Origin of the sequence: Novosphingobium olei (genome assembly GCF_037076535.1) — a bacterium.
Taxonomy (GTDB): domain Bacteria; phylum Pseudomonadota; class Alphaproteobacteria; order Sphingomonadales; family Sphingomonadaceae; genus Novosphingobium; species Novosphingobium olei.
Genome location: NZ_AP029021.1, coordinates 1875743 through 1894520, shown reverse-complemented (window position 1 = coordinate 1894520; position 18778 = coordinate 1875743). Strand labels below are relative to the sequence as shown.

At 65.9% G+C, this 18778-nt stretch carries 22 protein-coding genes; 9 read left to right on the top strand and 13 right to left on the bottom strand.

The window, feature by feature from the left end:
* Positions 1 to 14 precede the first annotated feature (14 nt).
* The 8 genes from AACH40_RS08940 to radC form a co-directional block, all read right to left on the bottom strand.
* Positions 15 to 779 carry an SIMPL domain-containing protein gene (locus tag AACH40_RS08940; RefSeq protein WP_338645753.1) on the bottom strand — a complete coding sequence of 255 codons (765 nt, stop codon included), beginning with the start codon at positions 777 to 779 and terminating at the stop codon, positions 15 to 17.
* 65 nt (positions 780 to 844) lie between these two features.
* On the bottom strand, positions 845 to 1348 hold the full coding sequence (locus tag AACH40_RS08935; protein WP_338645751.1) for a GNAT family N-acetyltransferase: 504 nt from the start codon (positions 1346 to 1348) through the stop codon (positions 845 to 847).
* 4 nt (positions 1349 to 1352) lie between these two features.
* Positions 1353 to 2027, bottom strand: a complete 675-nt coding sequence (gene pyrF / locus AACH40_RS08930) for an orotidine-5'-phosphate decarboxylase (protein WP_338645749.1) — start codon at positions 2025 to 2027, stop codon at positions 1353 to 1355.
* Positions 2024 to 2332, bottom strand: coding sequence for a DUF1049 domain-containing protein (locus AACH40_RS08925; RefSeq protein WP_338645747.1), 309 nt, complete (start codon positions 2330 to 2332; stop codon positions 2024 to 2026). The genes pyrF and AACH40_RS08925 overlap by 4 nt, the downstream gene beginning before the upstream one ends.
* Positions 2333 to 2680: 348 nt before the next feature.
* Entirely contained in the window at positions 2681 to 3994 is a 1314-nt protein-coding gene (gene purB, locus AACH40_RS08920; RefSeq protein WP_338645745.1) for an adenylosuccinate lyase, read from the bottom strand.
* 148 nt (positions 3995 to 4142) lie between these two features.
* The gene (locus AACH40_RS08915; RefSeq protein WP_338645743.1) at positions 4143 to 4853 is read right to left on the bottom strand and encodes an NRDE family protein; all 711 of its coding nucleotides are present in this window, start codon (positions 4851 to 4853) and stop codon (positions 4143 to 4145) included.
* A 19-nt stretch (positions 4854 to 4872) separates the two neighbouring features.
* Positions 4873 to 5745, bottom strand: a complete 873-nt coding sequence (locus tag AACH40_RS08910) for a carotenoid biosynthesis protein (protein WP_338645741.1) — start codon at positions 5743 to 5745, stop codon at positions 4873 to 4875.
* Positions 5746 to 5817: 72 nt separating this feature from the next.
* The gene (radC, locus tag AACH40_RS08905; protein ID WP_338645739.1) at positions 5818 to 6561 is read right to left on the bottom strand and encodes a RadC family protein; all 744 of its coding nucleotides are present in this window, start codon (positions 6559 to 6561) and stop codon (positions 5818 to 5820) included.
* 87 nt (positions 6562 to 6648) lie between these two features.
* Here radC and AACH40_RS08900 point away from each other — a divergent pair, with 87 nt between their 5' ends.
* From AACH40_RS08900 to AACH40_RS08865, 8 genes are all read left to right on the top strand, one after another.
* Positions 6649 to 9873: a YdbH domain-containing protein gene (locus AACH40_RS08900; RefSeq protein WP_338645737.1), complete on the top strand. Its 3225-nt coding sequence runs from the start codon at positions 6649 to 6651 to the stop codon at positions 9871 to 9873.
* A gap of 11 nt (positions 9874 to 9884) precedes the next feature.
* Positions 9885 to 10136, top strand: a complete 252-nt coding sequence (locus tag AACH40_RS08895; protein WP_338114878.1) for a YnbE family lipoprotein — start codon at positions 9885 to 9887, stop codon at positions 10134 to 10136.
* Between the two features lie 2 nt (positions 10137 to 10138).
* A complete protein-coding gene (locus AACH40_RS08890; RefSeq protein WP_169493426.1) occupies positions 10139 to 10522 on the top strand; it encodes a YdbL family protein in 384 nt (127 codons plus the stop codon).
* A 230-nt stretch (positions 10523 to 10752) separates the two neighbouring features.
* A complete protein-coding gene (locus AACH40_RS08885) occupies positions 10753 to 11073 on the top strand; it encodes an AtpZ/AtpI family protein (protein ID WP_169493425.1) in 321 nt (106 codons plus the stop codon).
* A 41-nt stretch (positions 11074 to 11114) separates the two neighbouring features.
* Positions 11115 to 11897, top strand: a complete 783-nt coding sequence (locus tag AACH40_RS08880; protein ID WP_169493424.1) for a F0F1 ATP synthase subunit A — start codon at positions 11115 to 11117, stop codon at positions 11895 to 11897.
* 47 nt (positions 11898 to 11944) lie between these two features.
* Entirely contained in the window at positions 11945 to 12172 is a 228-nt protein-coding gene (locus tag AACH40_RS08875; RefSeq protein WP_022677864.1) for a F0F1 ATP synthase subunit C, read from the top strand.
* 83 nt (positions 12173 to 12255) lie between these two features.
* Positions 12256 to 12750: an ATPase gene (locus tag AACH40_RS08870; RefSeq protein ID WP_169493423.1), complete on the top strand. Its 495-nt coding sequence runs from the start codon at positions 12256 to 12258 to the stop codon at positions 12748 to 12750.
* Positions 12743 to 13294: a hypothetical protein gene (locus AACH40_RS08865; protein ID WP_338645716.1), complete on the top strand. Its 552-nt coding sequence runs from the start codon at positions 12743 to 12745 to the stop codon at positions 13292 to 13294. The genes AACH40_RS08870 and AACH40_RS08865 overlap by 8 nt, the downstream gene beginning before the upstream one ends.
* Positions 13295 to 13387: 93 nt before the next feature.
* Here the strand turns inward: AACH40_RS08865 and AACH40_RS08860 are convergent, their stop codons facing one another.
* From AACH40_RS08860 to rpsA, 5 genes are all read right to left on the bottom strand, one after another.
* Complete coding sequence (locus AACH40_RS08860; protein ID WP_338645714.1) at positions 13388 to 13870, bottom strand: GNAT family N-acetyltransferase; 483 nt, start codon at positions 13868 to 13870, stop codon at positions 13388 to 13390.
* A gap of 4 nt (positions 13871 to 13874) precedes the next feature.
* On the bottom strand, positions 13875 to 14912 hold the full coding sequence (locus AACH40_RS08855; RefSeq protein WP_338645712.1) for a LacI family DNA-binding transcriptional regulator: 1038 nt from the start codon (positions 14910 to 14912) through the stop codon (positions 13875 to 13877).
* A 22-nt stretch (positions 14913 to 14934) separates the two neighbouring features.
* The gene (gene gloB, locus AACH40_RS08850) at positions 14935 to 15705 is read right to left on the bottom strand and encodes a hydroxyacylglutathione hydrolase (RefSeq protein WP_338645710.1); all 771 of its coding nucleotides are present in this window, start codon (positions 15703 to 15705) and stop codon (positions 14935 to 14937) included.
* Positions 15706 to 15718: 13 nt separating this feature from the next.
* Positions 15719 to 16123, bottom strand: a complete 405-nt coding sequence (locus tag AACH40_RS08845; protein WP_338645708.1) for a GFA family protein — start codon at positions 16121 to 16123, stop codon at positions 15719 to 15721.
* Between the two features lie 92 nt (positions 16124 to 16215).
* Positions 16216 to 17922, bottom strand: coding sequence for a 30S ribosomal protein S1 (rpsA, locus tag AACH40_RS08840; protein WP_169493418.1), 1707 nt, complete (start codon positions 17920 to 17922; stop codon positions 16216 to 16218).
* 213 nt (positions 17923 to 18135) lie between these two features.
* On the opposite strand from rpsA, the gene AACH40_RS08835 reads away from it, so the two are divergent.
* A complete protein-coding gene (locus tag AACH40_RS08835) occupies positions 18136 to 18771 on the top strand; it encodes a GNAT family N-acetyltransferase (protein ID WP_338645701.1) in 636 nt (211 codons plus the stop codon).
* Positions 18772 to 18778 lie beyond the last annotated feature (7 nt).

Below are 18778 nucleotides of genomic sequence, written 5' to 3'. Positions count from 1 at the left end.
ATCGCGACAGCCCTTCAGGGTGCCAGCTCGTAGGTAACGGTGACGTTGGCGCGCATTTCCAGTTCGCCTGCTGCGACCGGGCTCGGCGGCGCGGGCGGGGCGGCGTCCATCATCTTTTCTGCGCGGGCAAACAGCACTGGCTGCGGGCTCCAGCCGCCGCTTTCGTTGATGGTCAGGACGCGTACGACCCGCAAACCCGCGGCTTTGGCATAGAGATCGGCGCGCGCGCGCGCCTTCTTCATCGCGGCGATGCGCGCTTCGTCCATCGCGCCGTCACTGTCCTCGAGCTCGAAGCTAGGGCCGTTGACCTGGTTGGCACCCGCATTGACGAGGGTGTCGATCACCTTGCCGTACTGGTCGAGCTTGCGCTGGCGCACCTGGACCTGGTTGGTCGCCTGGTAGGCGATGATTACCGGGTCGCCTTCGGTGGTGCCATCGGCGAGCCGCTTGGGCTGGCCATAGACGGGATTGACCGAGAGATTGCTGGTCTGGATGTCGCGGTCGGCGATGCCCGCCTTCTTGAGCGCTGTGATCACCGCGTTCATCTTGCCCGCATTTTCGGCGAGCGCGGCGCTGGCGGTCTTGGCCTGGGTGGTGACCCCGGCGTTGAACGTCGCAAGATCGGGGCTGCGGGTCGAGCGGCCGTCGGCAGAAACGGTCAGGACCGAATTGCCGGGGGCGACAACCGGAGCGGTGGAAAACTGCTGGGCATTGGCGGCAAGCGGTACTGCGCAAAGCGGCAGTGCAGCAAGCGAAGCGGCAAGAATAAGGCGTTTCATCGGGTCGGTCTCCCTGTCGTGTGCCAACTTTGTGGACGAGACGAAGTTTCGCGGCGATGAACCGCTCAGGCGAGTGCGCGTTCCAGCACGACCATCGCGAACGGATATTCACCGGGCATCGGGAAGGGGCGGATCTCGCCCGTGCGGACATAGCCGCGGCGTTCGTACCACGCGATAAGTTCGGCGCGCCTGTCGATTACGGTCATTTCCATGAACGCTGCGCCGAAGTCGCGCGCGGCCTGCGCTTCTGCCGCTGCGATGAGCTGGCGGCCGAGACCCGCAGCCTGCAGATCGGGATCGACGCAGAGCATGCCGAGGTAGGCATGGGTATCGCTCTTGCGGGTGATCGTGACGGTGCCGGTGAAGCGACCGTCATCGAGCGCCACGATCAGGCGGCAGGCGGGATCGGCGAGTGTTGCGGCAAGCTCCTGCTCGTCGGTGCGCTCGTCATCGAGGAGGTCAGCCTCGTGAGTCCAGCCGCCGCGCGCGGTGTCGCCGCGATAGGCGCGCTCTACCAGCAGGCGCAGCGCGGGAATGTCTGCGGCGGTCGCGAGCCGGATCGCGAGCATCGCGTCAGAGCGTGGCTTCGATCGCGCGGGCGGCGGCGACCGGATCTTCGGCGCGGCTGATCGGGCGGCCGATGACGAGCACGCTGGCCCCGCCATCGCGCGCCGCACGCGGGGTGACGGCGCGCTTCTGATCGCCCAGCGCGGCTTCGGCAGGTCGCAGGCCGGGCACGACGAAGAAGCCGTTCTTCCAGCGCTTGTGGATGGCGGCCACCTCGTGACCCGAACAGACGATGCCGTCGAGCCCGGCTTCCTGGGCCAGATCGGCAAGCCGCAATGCCTGGTCGTGCGCGGTGCTGTTGACGCCGACGGCGCCGAGATCGCCATCGTCGAGGCTGGTCAGCACCGTGACCGCGACCACCTTGCAGTTTTCGCCCGCGGCGGCCTTGGCATCTTCCATCATCGCGCGCCCACCCGAGGCGTGGATGGTGACGATCGCCGGTTCGAGCACATGGATCGACTGCATGGCGGCGGCGACGGTGTTGGGAATATCGTGCAGCTTTAGGTCGAGAAAGATCGGCAGGCCGACCTTGGCGACTTCGTGCACGCCATGGTGGCCGTGGGCGCAGAAGAATTCGAGCCCGAGCTTAAGGCCGCCGACATGACCGCGCACCTTCTGGGCGAGCGCGACGGCAGCGTCGAGGCGGGGAAGGTCGAGGGCGAGATAGATGGGGTTGCTCACGGCGTCTCTGTCGGTTGGCTGGCAGCGGCATCGAGCTGCGTGGAGGTGAGCGAGGCCGAGGCCTGCGCGGCGAGGTTTGCTTCGAGCTGCGCGATCCGCTTGCCCAGGCGCCAGCGGGTGGTGCGGTACACCAGCCAGGTCGGCACGAGCCCGGCAAGGAAGGCGAAGACCACCAGCGCCGGCAGCTTGGTATCGAGCACGAGGCCCTGCCAGATGCGCACTTCGACCGGGTTCCAGTTGGCGGCCGTGAAAGCCGCCAGCACGGCGATGACGAGCACCCAGAAAATCGTTCGCAGGACCTTCATGCTTCCCCTTCCGGACCCCTTCCGCCCGTCGCAACCCTAGGCGGCGTGGACAAATTTCGCAACGCCACGGTTGCCCTGGTGAAGGCCCCGGCAAGGAGTGAGGCCGCAGGTGGAGTGGGCCTCCATCAAGGCCGAGCGACGCCGCCGGGGCCTTCACCAGGGCAACCCCGAAAGGGGCTGGACCAAAAAACGCCATCGCAGCGTCGGCTCGGCTCGCAATATTCCCGATATTGCGTCACCTCGCCTCCTCGCGCTGGCGTTTTTTGCCTCCAGCCGTGGCGCTGTGGAATCTGTCCACGCCGCCTGAGTCGCATCGACGCGGAAGGCGAGTCCGGAGGGTGTTGCGGCTTATTCGCCGAAAACGCGCGCGAAAATCGTGTCGATCGCCTTGAAGTGGTAGTCGAGGTTGAACTTTTCCTCGATCTGTTCGGCAGTCAGGACGGCGGCGACTTCCGGATCGGCCTTGAGCAGTTCCATCAACGAGAGCTGGCCGTCCGATTCCCACACCTTCATCGCGTTACGCTGGACAAGGCGGTAGGAGGCATCGCGCTCCAGCCCGGCCTGGGTGAGCGCCAGCAGCACGCGCTGCGAATGGACCAGGCCGCCCATCTTGTTGAGGTTCTTCTCCATCCGCTCGGGATAGATCACCAGCTTGTCGATCACCGAGGTAAGGCGGCCGAGCGCAAAATCGAGCGTGATGGTGGCATCAGGGCCGATGTAGCGTTCGACCGAGGAGTGCGAGATATCGCGTTCGTGCCACAGCGCCACGTTTTCGAGCGCGGGGGTCACGGCCGAACGGACCACCCGGGCAAGGCCGGTGAGGTTTTCGGTCAGCACGGGGTTGCGCTTGTGCGGCATCGCCGACGAGCCCTTCTGCCCCGGCGAGAAGTATTCCTCCGCTTCCAGCACTTCGGTGCGCTGCAGATGGCGCACTTCGGTGGCGAGGCGTTCGATCGAGCTGGCAATCACGCCGAGCGTTGCAAAGAACATCGCGTGGCGATCGCGCGGGATCACCTGCGTGCTGACCGGTTCAACCGCAAGGCCCAGCTTTTCCGCAACGTATTCCTCGACCGACGGGTCGATGTTCGCAAACGTGCCGACCGCGCCGGAAATGGCGCACGTGGCGATCTCGCTGCGGGCGTGTTCGAGACGGGTCTTGCACCGGCTGAATTCGGCATAGGCTTCGGCCAGCTTCTTGCCGAACGTGGTGGGTTCGGCGTGGATGCCGTGGCTGCGGCCAATGGTCGGCGTGTACTTGTGTTCGATGGCGCGACGCTTGATCGCTGCGAGCAGCGCATCGAGGTCTTCGAGCAGCAGGTCCGCGGCGCGGGTCAGCTGCACGGCGAGCGTGGTGTCGAGCACGTCGGAGCTGGTCATGCCCTGGTGCATGAAGCGCGCTTCGGGGCCGACCTGCTGGGCCACCCAGTCGAGGAAGGCGATCACGTCGTGCTTGGTCACAGCCTCGATCGCGTCGATCGCGGCGACGTCGATGGCGGGATTGGTCGCCCACCAGTCCCACAGCGCCTTGGCACCCGATGGCGGTACAACGCCAAGTTCGCCAAGCTTTTCGGTGGCGTGGGCCTCGATTTCGAACCAGATGCGATAGCGGGCTTCCGGCTCCCAGATGGCGGTCATCGCGGGACGGGCGTAGCGGGGTACCATGGTTCGACTCCGAAAAGTTCTGTCGCCCGCGCCGCTAGGGAAGGGGGGCACCAGATGCAAGTGCGGGCGCGCTGACCAATGATAACTGACGCGTCAGTCATGAACGTAGCAGGCAATAGATGACTGACGCGTCAGTTATTATCGGGCGTCAAAACCGCACTTCCACATCCCCAGTGGCACGCCCCGCCGCATCGAAGCTGCGCTCGAAGGCAAGGCCGCATCCATCGTGATCGACGAGGACGACGGTGGAGCAGCGCGTGCCATAGACCGGATTGGCAATGAACACGGGCGAAAAGCCGGCGAGGGGGCCTGCGCCGCTTGGCGGCGGTGGCAAGGGCGTTTCGTCGCGCAGCGCGGCGAGAAGCGGGGCGATGTCATCCACCGCTTGCGCCAGCCAGTCGGCCAAGACCGCCTCCAGCCGCAAAGTCTTGGCCCAGCGATCGTCGAAACCGCCGTTCGACAGCCCGTGGATTCCGGGCGAAAGCGGGGTTCGGGCAAGTTCGGGATAGTTGCTGCGATGCCACGCGCCTTCCGTCCCGGCCTCGATCAGATGGAAGGGGTTCATCGCGGCAAGGGCGCCGGGCTGCCGTCCGCCCAGCCAGTCGGTGACGAGGCTCCCGCGTGACGGGGCGCCGGCGCGCGGATAGCCTTCGACGCGGTAGTTGGTGACGAGCCCCAGCCGTCCTGCGGCGTTGACGCCCAGCCAGGTGCCGCCGGCCTGCAGATCGCGGCCTGCGATCGTGCCATCGTCCCAACGCGAGAGCGGCGCTGCGGGCCGGTCGTGGAATTCATCGCGATTGCCGATAACGACAAGCCGCCAGCGCGGATGCGCGGACCAGGCGATCGCGGCGACGCACATGAACTTGGCTCTCCTGCGCTCAGCGCCGGGCTGGCGTGCCGAGGCTGCCCAGCACCGCAAACAGTGCGGCGAGCGCAGGCGGGCCCATGGCGAGGAGGCCGACGATCACCCCGGATTCGAGAATGTCCGAAACGAGAAAGCTGCGTCCCGCAACGCCTGCGATCGCGGGGTTGCCGCGCAACAGGTCGGGCACGAACTGCAGCGCGAGCAGGATCCACACGAGCGGCGGCAGCACCCGCAACCGAGTCGGCGCGATGGGATGGCGAACCTTGCGGTCGGTCAGCGCCTCGACCAGCGCGTAAAGCTGGACCATCGCCCAGCAGGTGAAGATCCAGCCGAGGAAATTGGTCAGCGGCACGCCGAAATAGCCCGATGGATGCAGATAGCTCCAGGTGCCGGCGACGGTCGAACCCATTGCATCACCGACGAGATCGAGCCCGGGAATGATGAAACCGGCAAGCAGCGGCGCGCCCAGCAGGCGCTGCGCCGAAGGGCCGGGCTCCTCGCAGCGCAGGATGGTGCAGGCGAGCCGCCAGCCGAGATAGCCATAGACCGCGTAGGAAGGTGGGACGATCAGCGGCACGCCCAGTGGCCGGGGCATTGCCATGTGATGGACATAGAAGCCGAAGGGAAAGCCGGTGGCGATGCTCAGTGCTTCGAGCAGAAACGAAACCAGCATCGTCACGGCAAAGAACACCACGATGCTGCGCGCGCCCATCGTTGCAGTGCCGTGGGCGATGACGAAGGCGATCAGCGCGAACAGCGACAGGCCCGGTTGCCCGGCCAGCTTTTCGGCCACGAGGACGATCAGCCACAGCAGCGCCAGGGCGATCGCCAGCGTGGCACCACGGCCCGGGCCCTGCGCCAGCCTGCTGTCGTCCAGTCTTGTCATGGCGCTTCCTCCCCTTGCCGCGACCCTGGACGGGTCATGGCGCGGGACAAGGGGGCTTGTCCACCTGTGCGTTCAGATCAGGCCCTGCGCCTTCAGTGAAACGTGACCTTCGCGCCCGATGATGACGTGATCGTGGACGGTGATCCCGAGCAGGCGCCCAGCTTCGATGATCTTCTGGGTGATCTGGATATCGGCGCGGCTCGGCTGGGGGGAACCGGACGGGTGGTTGTGGACCAGGATCAGCGCGGCTGCGCCAATGTCCATCGCCTTGTGGATGACGCGGCGCGGATGGATCGCGGCTTCGTCGATGTCTCCATCGGCGACCTTTTCGTCGAGAATCAGGCGGTTCTGCGTGTTGAGATAGAGCACGCGGACGCGCTCGTGCGTCAGGTGCGCCATATCGATGGTGAGGTAGTCGATCAGCGCCTGCCAACTGCCCAGCACGGGCATCTGCTGCACGCCCGTGCGGGCAAGGCGCCGGGCGGCGACACCTACGATGCGCAGCGATGCTGCAGCCGTTTCCTTGATCCCCGGCGTTTCGACCAGCGCCCGCCAGTCGGCGTTGAGCACGGCGGCCAGCGAGCCGAAACGCTGCAGCAGCATGCGCGCCTGCGGCTTCACGTCCTTTTGCGGGATTGCGGTCATCAGCAGGTATTCGATGACTTCGTGATCGGCCAGTGCATCGTCGCCGCCATCGAGCAGCCGCTGGCGCAGGCGGGCGCGGTGGCCCGAAGGATCGTTTCCGGCTTCGCGAACGCGGTCTTTTGATCGCCGATCGGCATCCCGTTCAGGAAAGAGTCGGGGTTCGTCGGGCATCGAGGAACTCACAGGCACCATTCTTGGTCGTGCACGTTTGCACAAACGTGCATTGCCGATGATGGGGGAGTGCGCAAGAAGGGGCCAATGGGGGACACGACCGATTTGGCGGAAGATCCGGGCGAGGTTGAAGGCGCTGATGCGCTGCCGACGCGCCGGAACCGCCGGGCACGCATTGCCGGACTTGTCGCCGGGACCGCGCTGATCGCGACGGCCGGCGCATTCTGGCTGGCGCGTGAGCGCATTGCCGATCGCGTGATCCAGCGCGAGCTGACTGCGCTTGGCCTGCCCGCGACATACGAGATCGACACGATCGCGCCCGGCGTAGAAGTGCTCAAGCACATCGTCATCGGCGATCCGAAGCACCCCGATCTGACCATCGAGCGTGCCGAGCTGCGCGTCGTCTATGGGCTCGGCCTGCCGCAGATCGGCAAGATCGTGCTGACCAACCCGCGCCTGCACGGCCAGTGGCGCGATGGCGGCGTCCATTTCGGCAGCCTCGATCCGCTGATCTATCCGGACAAGCCATCGACCGAGCCGTTTCGCCTGCCGCTGCTGAACCTCGAGGTCGTAAACGGCAAGGCGCTGATCGACACCCCGATGGGCCCGCTGGCGTTCGTGGCGCGAGGCAAGGGCAAGTTGCGCAACGGCTTTGCAGGTACGCTCGTCGGCGCCGCGCCACTGCTGGCGAGCGCGGATTGCAGGATCGACAATGCGGCGCTTTCCGCGCGGATCACCAGCGCTGGCGAGCGGTTGCGTCTGACGGGCCCGCTTTCGCTCGACGCGCTCGACTGCCAGGGCCTGCACGGCGAGGCGGCGACGCTGGCGCTCGATGTCATCGGGGATCGCGACCTTAAGGGGGCGGTCGCCAAGAACAGCCTGCGGTCCGGCGAAATCGCCGCGGATGGACTTGCGCTCGAATCGCTGGCGCTCGATTCCGCGCTTTCATGGCGCGATGGCAAGCTGGGCGGGCGGATCGCGGGCAATGCGGGCGGCGTCCACGCAGGCGGCACCACGGTCGCGCTGCTCACCGTCGATGGCCGCGTGGCAGCGCGCGACGGATTCTCCACGGTGGAATTTCGCGGCGGGGTCGACGGGCAGGGCCTGCGGCGCGGGGCGGTGTTCGACCGCGCGCTGTCCTCTACCCAGGCGCAGGTCGAAGGCACCCTGCTGGGGCCGATGGTCGCGCAGATCCGCCGTGCGATCGCCAGTCAAGAACGCGGTAGCCGGCTGGGTGGCGAACTCGCCTACCGCAAGCAGGGTGATGGCTGGAGCCTCGTCGTGCCGGCGGCCGCGGTGAAGGGAGGTAGCGGGGTGCCGCTGCTGACCGTATCGCGCTTCCAGCTGGCATCGGCCGGCAATCGCACTCCGCGCATGTCGGGCGCGTTCCGCACCGGCGGGCCGGGCATGCCGCACGTGACCGCGCGGCTAGAACAGTCGCTGCCGGGCCGCGCCGTGTTCAGCGTGGCTATGGACGAATATCGCGCCGGCGACGGCCGGATCGCCATCCCGCAGCTTACCATCGCGCAGGTGGGCGATGGATCGCTCGGGTTCGCGGGCACGGCGCAGGTGTCTGGCGCCATACCTGGCGGCCGGGTCGAAGGGCTCGAACTGCCGCTGCATGGCGCCTATTCCGCGCGCGGCGACCTTGCGCTGTGGCGCCGCTGCGTGACCCCGCGCTTCGAAAAGCTGGAGCTTGGCGCGGTCGCGCTCGATGCGCAAAGGCTCATCGTATGCCCGGTCGGCGGGCAGCCGATCTTGCGCAACGGCGCTGGTGGCTTGCGCATTGCTGGCGGCACCAACGCGCTCGCGCTGAGCGGGCACCTGGGCGAAACGCCGGTGCGGCTGGCGAGCGGTCCCGTCGGCTTTGCCTGGCCAGGCGTGATAACCGCACGCAAGGTTGACGTAGCACTCGGTCCGGAAGCGAGTGCCACGCAATTCAAGCTGGACGAGGTGGTTGCACGGCTAGGCAGCGAGACGGCTGGAACCTTCTCCGGCGTCGAGGCCCGGCTGGCCGCGGTGCCGCTGGATGTGAGCGGCGCAAAGGGCGACTGGCGCTTTGCCGACGGCGCACTGACCCTGTCGAACGCCGCCTTCGACCTGACAGACCGGCAGAGCCCGGCGCGGTTCGAGAAGCTCACCGCGCGCGATGCCACGCTGATGCTGGTCGACAACAGGATCGATGCAGCCGCCGTGCTGCGCAACCCGCAGGCCGATCGCGAAGTCGTTCGCGTGGCGATTCGCCACGATCTGACCGATGCCAGCGGCCATGCCGATCTCGATGTAGACCGGCTGGTGTTCGACAACGGCCTGCGCCCCGACCAGCTCACGCGCCTCGCGCTCGGCGTGGTCGCCAACGTTTCTGGCACGGTGAAGGGCAAGGGCCGCGTCGACTGGACCGCGCAGAAGGTCACCAGTCGCGGCACCTTCGGCAGCGACAATCTGGATCTTGCCGCGGCATTCGGCCCGGTGCGGGGTCTTTCGGGCCAGCTCGTCTTCACCGATCTGCTGAACATGGTCACTGCGCCGCACCAGGTGCTCAAGGTCGCGTCGGTCAATCCCGGGATCGAGGTCAACGACGGCACCATCGACATCCAGCTGCTGCCCGAACAGCTGCTGCGCGTGAATGGCGCGCGCTGGCCGTTCCTGGGCGGCACGCTGACGATGGAGCCGACCGAACTGCGGCTCGGCCTGGCCGAAACCCGCCATTACACAATGGTTGTCGACGGGCTCGATGCGGCGAAATTCCTCGCCCGGCTCGAGATCGGCAATCTTTCGGCCACGGGCATCTTCGACGGGCGGCTGCCGCTGGTGTTCGATGCTGATGGCGGCAAGATCGTCGGCGGATCGCTGGTCGCCCGGCCGCCGGGGGGCAACGTCTCCTACGTCGGCGCGCTGACCTACAAGGACCTTTCGCCCATGGCGAACTACGCCTTCGACCAGCTCAAGTCGCTCGATTACCGCGAGATGACCATCGCCATGCAGGGTGATCTGGAGGGCGAGATCGTCACCAACGTCAAGTTTGCAGGCGTCAAGCAGGGCGCCAGCGTGAAGCGCAACTTCATCACCCGGCAGCTCGCGAACCTGCCGATCCAGTTCAACGTCAACATCCGCGCGCCGTTCTACCAGCTGATCACCTCGGTGAAGGCGATGTACGATCCGTCGTTCGTCAAGGATCCGCGCACCTTGGGCCTTGTCGACGAAAAGGGCCGGGCGGTCTCGCGGCTGACCAACGGGGTACGCGCCGGCGGCACGCCGGTGATCGAGCTGCCCGCCAACATTCAGCCTCCAGCAAGCGGAAAGATGCCATGAGGAGCCTCGAATTGACCACAGACACGAACCCTGCGACCCTTTCGATGATGAGGGAACGTGTAAGCCGGTCGAAGAAGGGGAAGCGCATCCTGCGGCTTCTCCCTGTGCTGGGCGCGACGGCGATGCTTGGCGGGTGCATTTCGGTTAAGGCGCCCGACAAGCCGATCGTCATCGAGCTCAACATCAACATCAAGCAGGAAGTGGTCTATCGCCTGGCGGCCGACGCTGCCCAGACGATCGACAAGAATGCAGGGATTTTCTGATCATGGCACGCATTGGGACCAAGTTTGTCGTTGCCGCCACGCTCGCCGGGCTGCTCCTGCCCGCCGCCGCGCTCGCGCAGCGCGACCCCGCCTACGCCGCCGCGCGCGCTGCGGGGCAGGTGGGTGAGAAGATGGACGGCTACCTCGGCTACGTCGTTTCGCCGAGCGCGGCGCTGCGCGCGGTGGTCGAGGACATCAACATCAAGCGAAAGGCGGTCTATGCCGACAAAGCGAAGGCCAACAGCGCCACGGTCGAGGAATATGCGCTCACTTCGGGCTGCCTTCTGATTGCCCAGACCAAGCCGGGCGAGAAGTACCAGGCGCCCGACGGTTCGTGGCAGACCCGCACCGCCGCGCCGCCCCTTCGGGACGCGCGCTGCCCCTGATCGCGGCGCCCACAGCGCGCTGCACCGGCGCGCTTGTGCGCATACGTAGCAAACAACGAAATTCCGCCCCTTCCTGCCCGCACAGGAAGGGGCATTTCATTTCGGATCACCTGTGGCCCGTAGCGGTTGACTTGAACAAACCCCCCGCCTAAGGGGCAGGCGCTCCCGGCGGACAGCCGTTGGTTGCGCTGCGCTTTCGGTCGGGCTTTACACGATCTGGGGAGAGCAGCATGACCGACGACACATCCGACGTGACGCCCATCGGCGAAGATCCGCGGATCTCCACGCTCGACGCGCGGCTTCAGGCCGCTCGCCAGCGCGAGGACGAGCGGATCAACAAGCCGGCACCGGATGGGTCCGACGCGAACTATCGCCTTGGCAACCGCGTGCTGGCTGAACTTGTGGGCGGCATGGTGGGGGGCGCGTTCATCGGCTGGGTCATCGACCAGTTTGCCGGAACGAAGCCCTGGGGGTTGTTGGTGATGCTGTTCGTGGGGGTGGGAATCGCCTTCCGCAACATCATCAGGATTTCGAACCAGCGCCCCGAATAAGGGCGCTGTTGTCTTATTTTGAGTTGTGACGGGGAAAGCACGTGGCCGAAGGCAAGGTCGATCCGGTTCACCAGTTCACGATCGAGCCGCTGTTCGGCACCGATCACTGGTCCATCGCCGGTTACAACGTGATGTTCACCAATTCGGCACTGTGGATGGCGATTACCGCCGTCGTGCTGATCGTGTTCGTTGCAGGCGGGGCAAAGCGCGCCGTGGTGCCCGGTCGCTGGCAGATGGCGGTCGAAGGCTTTACCGGCTTCGTCGACAACCTGCTCAAGTCGAACATCGGTGAGGCGGGCCGCAAGTACCTGCCGTACATCTTCTCGCTGTTCATGTTCATCCTCTTCGCCAACCTGCTCGGCCTGCTGCCGCTGGCCCTGGTCGGCCTGCATCCGTTTACGGCGACCAGCCACTTCACGGTGACCGGCGTGCTGGCGGTGATGAGCTTCGCGATCGTGCTGATCGTCGGCTTTGCCAAGCACAAGCTTCACTTCTTCTCGCTGTTCGTGCCGCACGGCACGCCCGTTCCGATGATCCCGATCATTTTCCCGATCGAGCTGATCTCGTTCATGGTGCGTCCGTTCTCGCTCGGCCTGCGTCTGTTCGTCGCCATGATGGCCGGCCACGTCCTTCTCGAAGTGCTTTCGGGCTTCGTGATCTCGGGCACCAATGCCGGCGCGCTGACCTTCGGTATTGCCGCGCTGCCCAGCTTCCTGCTGATGATCGGCATCTGCGCGCTCGAACTGCTGGTCGCAGGCATCCAGGCCTACGTCTTCGCACTGTTGACCTGCGTCTATCTCAACGACGCGGAAAATCTTCACTGATCGGTTTCAACCTTTCCACTACGGATTTGAAAGAGGGAGTTTTTATCATGGACGCACAGAGCGCAAAGCTTCTCGGCGCTGGTCTGGCCGCCATCGGTGCGGGTCTCGCCTCGCTCGGCGTGGGCAATGTCTTCGCGAAGTTCCTCGAAGGCGCGCTGCGCAACCCCGGCGCTGCCGACGGCCAGCAGGGCCGTCTGTTCATCGGCTTCGCGGCTGCTGAACTTCTCGGCCTGCTCTCGTTCGTCGTCGCGATGATCCTGATCTTCGTCGCCTGATCGAACGTTTCGAATACTGTTGATGCAACGGACGGGGTTCGCAGATTTTGCGGCCCCGACCGCAAGAAGCGCGGACCAACGCGATGCCTCAGATTGCACAGCTTGCCACCACCTATTCCAGCCAGGTCTTCTGGCTTCTGGTGTGTTTCGGCCTGGTCTTCTTCGTCGTCGGCCTCGGGCTCCTGCCCAAGGTGACTTCGACCGTAGACCTGCGCGACAAGCAGATCGCCGACGATCTCGCCGCGGCTGAAGCCGCCCGGGCCGCCGCCGATGCCGAGGAAGAGGCGTGGAAGGTCACGGCCGCCAGGCAGCGCGCCGAGGCCCAGGCCGTGATCGCCCAGGCCAAGGCGGATGCCGCCAAGTCGACCGAAGCGGCGCTTGCCGTGGCTTCGGCCAAGGTCGACGAAACCCTTGCCGCCGCCGAAGCGCGGATCGGTGCCGCCCGCAATGCAGCGCTCGGCGAAATCGAAGCCGTCGCCGCCGATGCGGCGCAGGACATCGTCTCGCGCCTTGCCGGCATTTCGGTTCCGGCCGAGCAGGCGCAGGCCGCCGTGAAGGGAGTTCTCGCTCATGGCTAACGCCGCCGAAACCACCGCAACCGTCGAGCAGCCGCATGGCAGCGAGCACGAAGTCGAACCCGCCGCGCTGGGCCTCACGCCCGGCATGTGGGTCGCGGCGGCCATGCTGGTCTTCCTTCTCATCCTGGTGGTGAAGAAGGTTCCCGGCGCCATCGTGGGTGGTCTCGACAAGCAGATCGCCGCGATCCGCCAGCAGCTCGACGAAGCCAAGGTGCTCCGCGCCGAAGCCGAAAAGCTGCGCGCGGAATATGCCGCCAAGATCGCCAATGCCGAAAAGGACGCGGCGGCCATGCTCGAGCATGCCCGTCACGAAGCGGACCTGATCGTGGCCAAGGCCTCGCAGGACACTGCCGATGTGATTGCCCGTCGCGAAAAGATGGCGGCGGACAAGATCGGCGCGGCCGAGCGCGCTGCGGTCGACGATCTGCGCGCCAAGGTGGCTTCGGCTGCAGCGGCCGCCGCCGGTCAGCTGATCGCCGCAAACCACGGCGCGAACGCGGACAAGGCGCTGGTCGACGGCGCGATTGCCGGTCTTTCGCACTGATCGTCCTGCCGGCTCGAAAGAGCTGTGCATCGACACGAAGAGCCCCGCTGGAAACGGCGGGGTTTTTCATTTGCGGGCATGGCGTCGCCCAATTCAAAGCGCGCGGTGCATGACCAGAGCATCGACCCGACCGAGTGCGGGATGGTCGAAGGCGTCGGGAAGGCGGCCGACGATGGCAAAACCCAACGATGTCCACAGCGCGACCGCGCGCACGTTCGTGCTCACCACGAAATTGAACTGCATGGCGGCAAAGCCCGCAGCGCGCGCCCGCTCGAGCGAATCCGCACACATTGCCCGGGCAACGCCGCGCCCGGTGGCAAAGGCTGAGGTGATGTAGCCGCAATTGCAGACATGGCTGCCCCCGCCGGGCTGGTTTGCGCGCAGGTAGTAGGTGCCTACGATGCCTTCATTGTCTTCGGCCACAAGGGTCTGCTTGTCGGCACCGAACCAATAGGCGAGCGCGGCGTCGCGGCTCATGTCCCTGTCCAGGGCGTAGGTTTCTCCGGCGCGGATCACCGGTTCCAGGATCGCCCAGATCGCGTCGGCATCGCTGGCGGCGGCGTCGCGGATCCTCACGCGGTCAGTCGCGGGTAGAACCGCGCACCACGAGGCGAACCGGTACCCGGCGGGGCGAAGGCGCTTCGCCGCCGATGGTCGCGATCAGGCGATCGACCAGCAGCGAGCCTGCCACTTCGAAATCGGATTCGACCGTGGTCAGTGGCGGCACCGACCATTGCCCGGCGCGCACGCCATCGAAGCCGACCACCCCCACATCATCGGGAATGGCGATGCCGCGACGGCTGAGTTCCTTGAGCGCACCGAGCGCGATCTCGTCGCTTACGCCGAACACCGCGTCGAACGGACGGCCACTCTCCGCCAGCGCGGCGGCGGCGCGGCGGCCCTGTTCCTCGCGCGGCAGGCCACGTTCGATTTTCTGCAGCACTGGTTCGAGCCCGGCCTCGCGCATCGCTGCGGCATAGCCGTCGAACCGTTCCTTGAACTGGCGCTGGGGTGAGGTTTCCGAACCGAGGCAGACGATCTGGCGATAGCCGCGCACCAGCATATGGCGCGTCGCCAGCGCGGCACCGGCGGCGTTGTCGCTGCGGATCCACGGGAAATTGTCGTTGGGTGCGCCCCAGCAGACCCAGTTGGTGCCTTCGGGCAGCGCGCCGAAGTAATCCCACGCCTCGGTGTTCTCGCTCGTGCCGATGACGATCATGCCGTCGGCCTTGCGCCGTTCCTGGTAATGGCCCCAGAAGTTGGCGGCACTGTCCTGGAACGCGACGAGCACTTCATAACCGCGCGCCGAAGCGGCGGCACAGGTGCTGCCCAGCAGCGCGAAGTAGAAAGGGTTGATGTCCTTGCGGTCCTGTCCTGGACGGCAGATCATCACCAGCGCCAGCGTGCCGGTCTTGCCCCGGCGCAGGCGGGCGGCGTTTTCGTCAACCTGGTAATTGAGCTTCTGCGCGGCTTCGATCACGCGCTTGCGGGTCGGCTCGCTGATCGAGGTGTCGCCTGCAAGCGCGCGGCTGACGGTCGACTGGCTGACGCCCGCCGCCTCGGCCACGTCGAACGAGGTTACGCGGGTGAGGCGCTTTTCAGGCATCGGCTTGTTCATTCCCCTCGTGTCCGCATGCAACCTAGCGGCAGTCGTCCTTTGCGGCACGCAGCGCGGCAAAGGTTTCCACTGCATTCGCACCACCCCACCGCGCCTGCATGGCAGGGTCGTCGGCGCGAAGGAAGGGGTTGGTGGCAAGTTCGCGATCAAGGGTGGTCGGAACGGTCGGTTGCCCGGCTGCGCGGCGTTGCTCGACCTCCGCCGCATAAACTGCCAGCGTTGCGTTGTCTGGATCGGCGTGGAGCGCGAAGCGGGCGTTCGAGGCGGTATATTCGTGCGCGCAGTAGATCGTCGTTGCGGGCGGCAGGGCCTTGAGGCGCGAGAGGCTGGCCCAGAACTGGTCGGGCGTTCCTTCGAACATTCGTCCGCAGCCCAGGGCGAAGAGCGCATCACCGACGAACGCGATGCCTGCTGCCGGGATGTGGTAGGCGACGTGGCCCATCGTGTGGCCGCCGACGTCGATTACCTGGGCTTCGAACTTTGCCAGGTCCACGCCCATCGCGTGTGTGACTTCGCGGTCGACAGCGGCGATGCGGGGGGCGTCGACTGCCGGGGCGATCACCGTGCAGCCCGTCGCGTCCTTGATAGCCTGGTTGCCGCCGGCATGGTCCGGGTGCCAGTGGGTGTTCCAGATTTGCGTTATCTTCCAGCCCTTTTTCTCCGCCTCGCGGAGGTAAGCGGCAGCATCCGGGGTGTCGATGGCGACGGTTTCGCCGCTCGTCGCATCGTGCACGAGATAGCCGTAGTTATCGGACAGGCACGGGAACTGGTGAACTTCTAGCGACGACGGCACGATCCGGGCATCCTCAACTGCGACCGCGCGGAAAGTGCGGGATCGCGCCGGGAATGGCAACCCAATCGTGCTGCGTCTCTTCCCAGACTGATCGGACAGGGGCGGGGAAGGCCGGATCGGCGAAGGCGCCCACGGGCACGCCGATGGTATCTGGCTTCAATTCGGTGCGGCACCACATGGTTGCGCCGCAGCTGGGGCAGAAGCCGTTGACGAAGACCGCGCCGCTGGTTCCGGCCCGCGCATATTCATGCGCGACGCCTGCAATCTTCACGGCGGCAGCGGGGAAGTAGGCGAGAATGCCGAATGGCGAGCCGGTGCGGCGCTGGCAGGCAAGGCAATGACAGGCGACGATCTGGTCGGTCTGGTACCCGGCTTCGATCTCTACGACGAGCTGGCCGCACTGGCAGGTGGCGCGCATTTGGGGAGCCTACTCCATCCGAGCACCAAAGCAAAAGCCCGCCCGGATCGCTCCGGACGGGCCTTGCTTTGTCCCGCTAAGGGCTCTCGTTCTTACGAACGGGCCTTCAGCGCGGCACCGAGGATGTCGCCCAGCGAAGCGCCGGCATCCGACGAACCGTACTGTTCCACGGCTTCCTTCTCTTCGGCCAGCTGGCGGGCCTTGACCGAGAAGTTCGGCTTCTTGGAACGGTCGAAGCCGGTGACCATGGCATCGAGCTTCTGGCCGACCTGGAAGCGGTCCGGACGCTGTTCGTCGCGGTCGCGGCCGAGATCCGAACGCTTGATGAAGCCGGTCGCGCCGTCTTCGCCAGCCTGCACTTCGAGACCGCCATCGCGGACTTCGAGAACGGTGACGGTGACGACTTCGCCACGACGCAGCGAGCCAGCCGAACCGGCCGAGACGCCGCCGGCAGCCGGAGCACCCTTTTCAAGCTGCTTCATGCCGAGCGAGATGCGCTCCTTTTCGACATCGACGTCGAGGACCACGGCCGAAACCTGCTCGCCCTTGCGGTGCAGGGCCAGCGCGTCTTCGCCCGAGATGCCCCACGCGATGTCCGACATGTGGACCATGCCGTCCACGTCGCCATCGAGGCCGATGAACAGACCGAATTCGGTCGCGTTCTTGACTTCGCCTTCAACGGTCGAACCGACCGGGTGCTTTTCGGCGAAGGCTTCCCACGGGTTCTGCTGGGCCTGCTTGAGGCCGAGCGAGATGCGGCGCTTGTCGCTGTCGACTTCCAGCACCATGACGTCGACTTCCTGGCTGGTCGAGACGATCTTGCCGGGGTGGACGTTCTTCTTGGTCCAGGACATTTCCGAAACGTGGACCAGGCCTTCGATGCCCGGCTCCAGCTCCACGAAGGCGCCGTATTCGGTGATGTTGGTGACGGTGCCGTGCAGCTTCGCACCGACCGGGTACTTGGCGGCGACGCCATCCCACGGATCGCTTTCGAGCTGCTTCATGCCCAGCGAGATGCGCTGCGTGTCCTGGTTGATGCGGACGATCTGGACGCGCACCGTGTCACCGATGGCGATGACTTCGCTCGGGTGGTTGACGCGCTTGTAGCTCATGTCGGTGACATGGAGCAGGCCGTCGATGCCGCCCAGGTCGACGAACGCACCGTAGTCGGTGATGTTCTTGACGACGCCGTCGATGATCTGGCCTTCCTTGAGGTTCTGGATCAGGCCCGAGCGCTGTTCGGCGCGGGTTTCTTCCAGCACCGCACGGCGCGAGACGACGATGTTGCCGCGACGGCGGTCCATCTTCAGGATCTGGAACGGCTGCGGCATGTCCATCAGCGGGGTCACGTCGCGGACCGGGCGGATATCGACCTGCGAGCCGGGGAGGAAGGCCACGGCGCCGTCGAGATCGACGGTGAAGCCACCCTTCACGCGGCCGAAGATCACGCCTTCGACGCGCTTGCCTTCGCCGAATTCGTTTTCAAGCTTGTCCCAGGCGGCTTCGCGGCGGGCGCGGTCGCGGCTGAGCATCGCTTCGCCGTCGGCGTTTTCGACGCGGTCGACGTAGACTTCGACTTCGTCACCGACCGAAAGGCCATGCGGCTGACCGGCCATGGCGAATTCGCGCAGCGGCACGCGGCCTTCGCTCTTGAGACCGACGTCGATGACGGCCTTGTCGTTTTCGATTGCGGTGACGGTGCCCTTGACGACGCGGCCTTCGAAACCGCCATTCGCGGCGGCGCCCAGCGTCTCGTCGAGCAGCGCGGCGAAGTCGTCGCGCGTGGGAGTGCTAGCCATGCTATGCTTCCTGTATCGTGTTATTCCGGCCAGGCGGTTGTCTCCGCCGGTCTTTCCTCCGCCTTCCGCACCATGCGGAAACGACGGGCCAAAAAGGGCCGAACCGCCCGCCGGGCCTCATGCCATGGCGGGCATCCGTACATCGGGCCGGTGAAGGCCGTCCGAGGGACCGCGCGCCCCTAGGCCAAGCCCCCGCAAAACGCAAGCAAAACCGTGTCTTTTGCAAGCGCGCGATTGCGCTGGATCAAGGTGCACGATGCTGCGGTTGCTAACGTCGCCGCATCACAACGCCAGATCGACGGAGATCCCGCCATGCCCCAGATCACCACGCTTGCGGAGCTTGCCCCGATGACCCAGATGACCACCCGTGACGGAACCGTGCTGACCGTGCGCGCCGCCTTTTCGGAAGACGAAGGCGTGCTGGCCGATTTCTTCGACAAGGTGAGCCCGGAAGACCGGCGCTTTCGCTTCCTGACCGCGATCGGCCATCTCGAACACGCGCAACTCCAGCCACTGACCCATGTCGACCACTGGCGCACCGAAAGCTTCGTGGCGTTCGATGCGACCACAGGGGAAATCGTCGCCTCGGCCATGCTGGCCTGCGATCCGCGCATGCAGACCGGGGAGATCGCCGTTTCGGTGCGCAGCGATTATCGCGGCCGGGGCGTGGGCTGGACGATGCTGGACCTGCTTGCGGCCGAAGCAGACAGGCGCGGACTGGAGCGGGTGATCTCGATCGAGGATCGCGACAACCACGCCGCGATCGAGCTGGAGCGCGAAAAGGGCTTCGAGGCGCATGGGCTCGATGGCGACCCGCACCTGGTGCTGCTGGAAAAGCGCTTCGCCTGACCTCGGG

Coding starts and splice junctions, on each gene's coding strand:
- AACH40_RS08900 (WP_338645737.1), top strand. CDS start 6,649: ATGGGGGACACGACCGATTTGGCGGAAGATCCGGGCGAGGTTGAAGGC.
- AACH40_RS08925 (WP_338645747.1), bottom strand. CDS start 2,332: ATGAAGGTCCTGCGAACGATTTTCTGGGTGCTCGTCATCGCCGTGCTG.
- AACH40_RS08915 (WP_338645743.1), bottom strand. CDS start 4,853: ATGTGCGTCGCCGCGATCGCCTGGTCCGCGCATCCGCGCTGGCGGCTT.
- AACH40_RS08940 (WP_338645753.1), bottom strand. CDS start 779: ATGAAACGCCTTATTCTTGCCGCTTCGCTTGCTGCACTGCCGCTTTGC.
- AACH40_RS08935 (WP_338645751.1), bottom strand. CDS start 1,348: ATGCTCGCGATCCGGCTCGCGACCGCCGCAGACATTCCCGCGCTGCGC.
- rpsA (WP_169493418.1), bottom strand. CDS start 17,922: ATGGCTAGCACTCCCACGCGCGACGACTTCGCCGCGCTGCTCGACGAG.
- AACH40_RS08890 (WP_169493426.1), top strand. CDS start 10,139: ATGGCACGCATTGGGACCAAGTTTGTCGTTGCCGCCACGCTCGCCGGG.
- purB (WP_338645745.1), bottom strand. CDS start 3,994: ATGGTACCCCGCTACGCCCGTCCCGCGATGACCGCCATCTGGGAGCCG.
- AACH40_RS08885 (WP_169493425.1), top strand. CDS start 10,753: ATGACCGACGACACATCCGACGTGACGCCCATCGGCGAAGATCCGCGG.
- AACH40_RS08875 (WP_022677864.1), top strand. CDS start 11,945: ATGGACGCACAGAGCGCAAAGCTTCTCGGCGCTGGTCTGGCCGCCATC.
- AACH40_RS08865 (WP_338645716.1), top strand. CDS start 12,743: ATGGCTAACGCCGCCGAAACCACCGCAACCGTCGAGCAGCCGCATGGC.
- AACH40_RS08855 (WP_338645712.1), bottom strand. CDS start 14,912: ATGAACAAGCCGATGCCTGAAAAGCGCCTCACCCGCGTAACCTCGTTC.
- AACH40_RS08910 (WP_338645741.1), bottom strand. CDS start 5,745: ATGACAAGACTGGACGACAGCAGGCTGGCGCAGGGCCCGGGCCGTGGT.
- AACH40_RS08870 (WP_169493423.1), top strand. CDS start 12,256: ATGCCTCAGATTGCACAGCTTGCCACCACCTATTCCAGCCAGGTCTTC.
- AACH40_RS08845 (WP_338645708.1), bottom strand. CDS start 16,123: ATGCGCGCCACCTGCCAGTGCGGCCAGCTCGTCGTAGAGATCGAAGCC.
- radC (WP_338645739.1), bottom strand. CDS start 6,561: ATGCCCGACGAACCCCGACTCTTTCCTGAACGGGATGCCGATCGGCGA.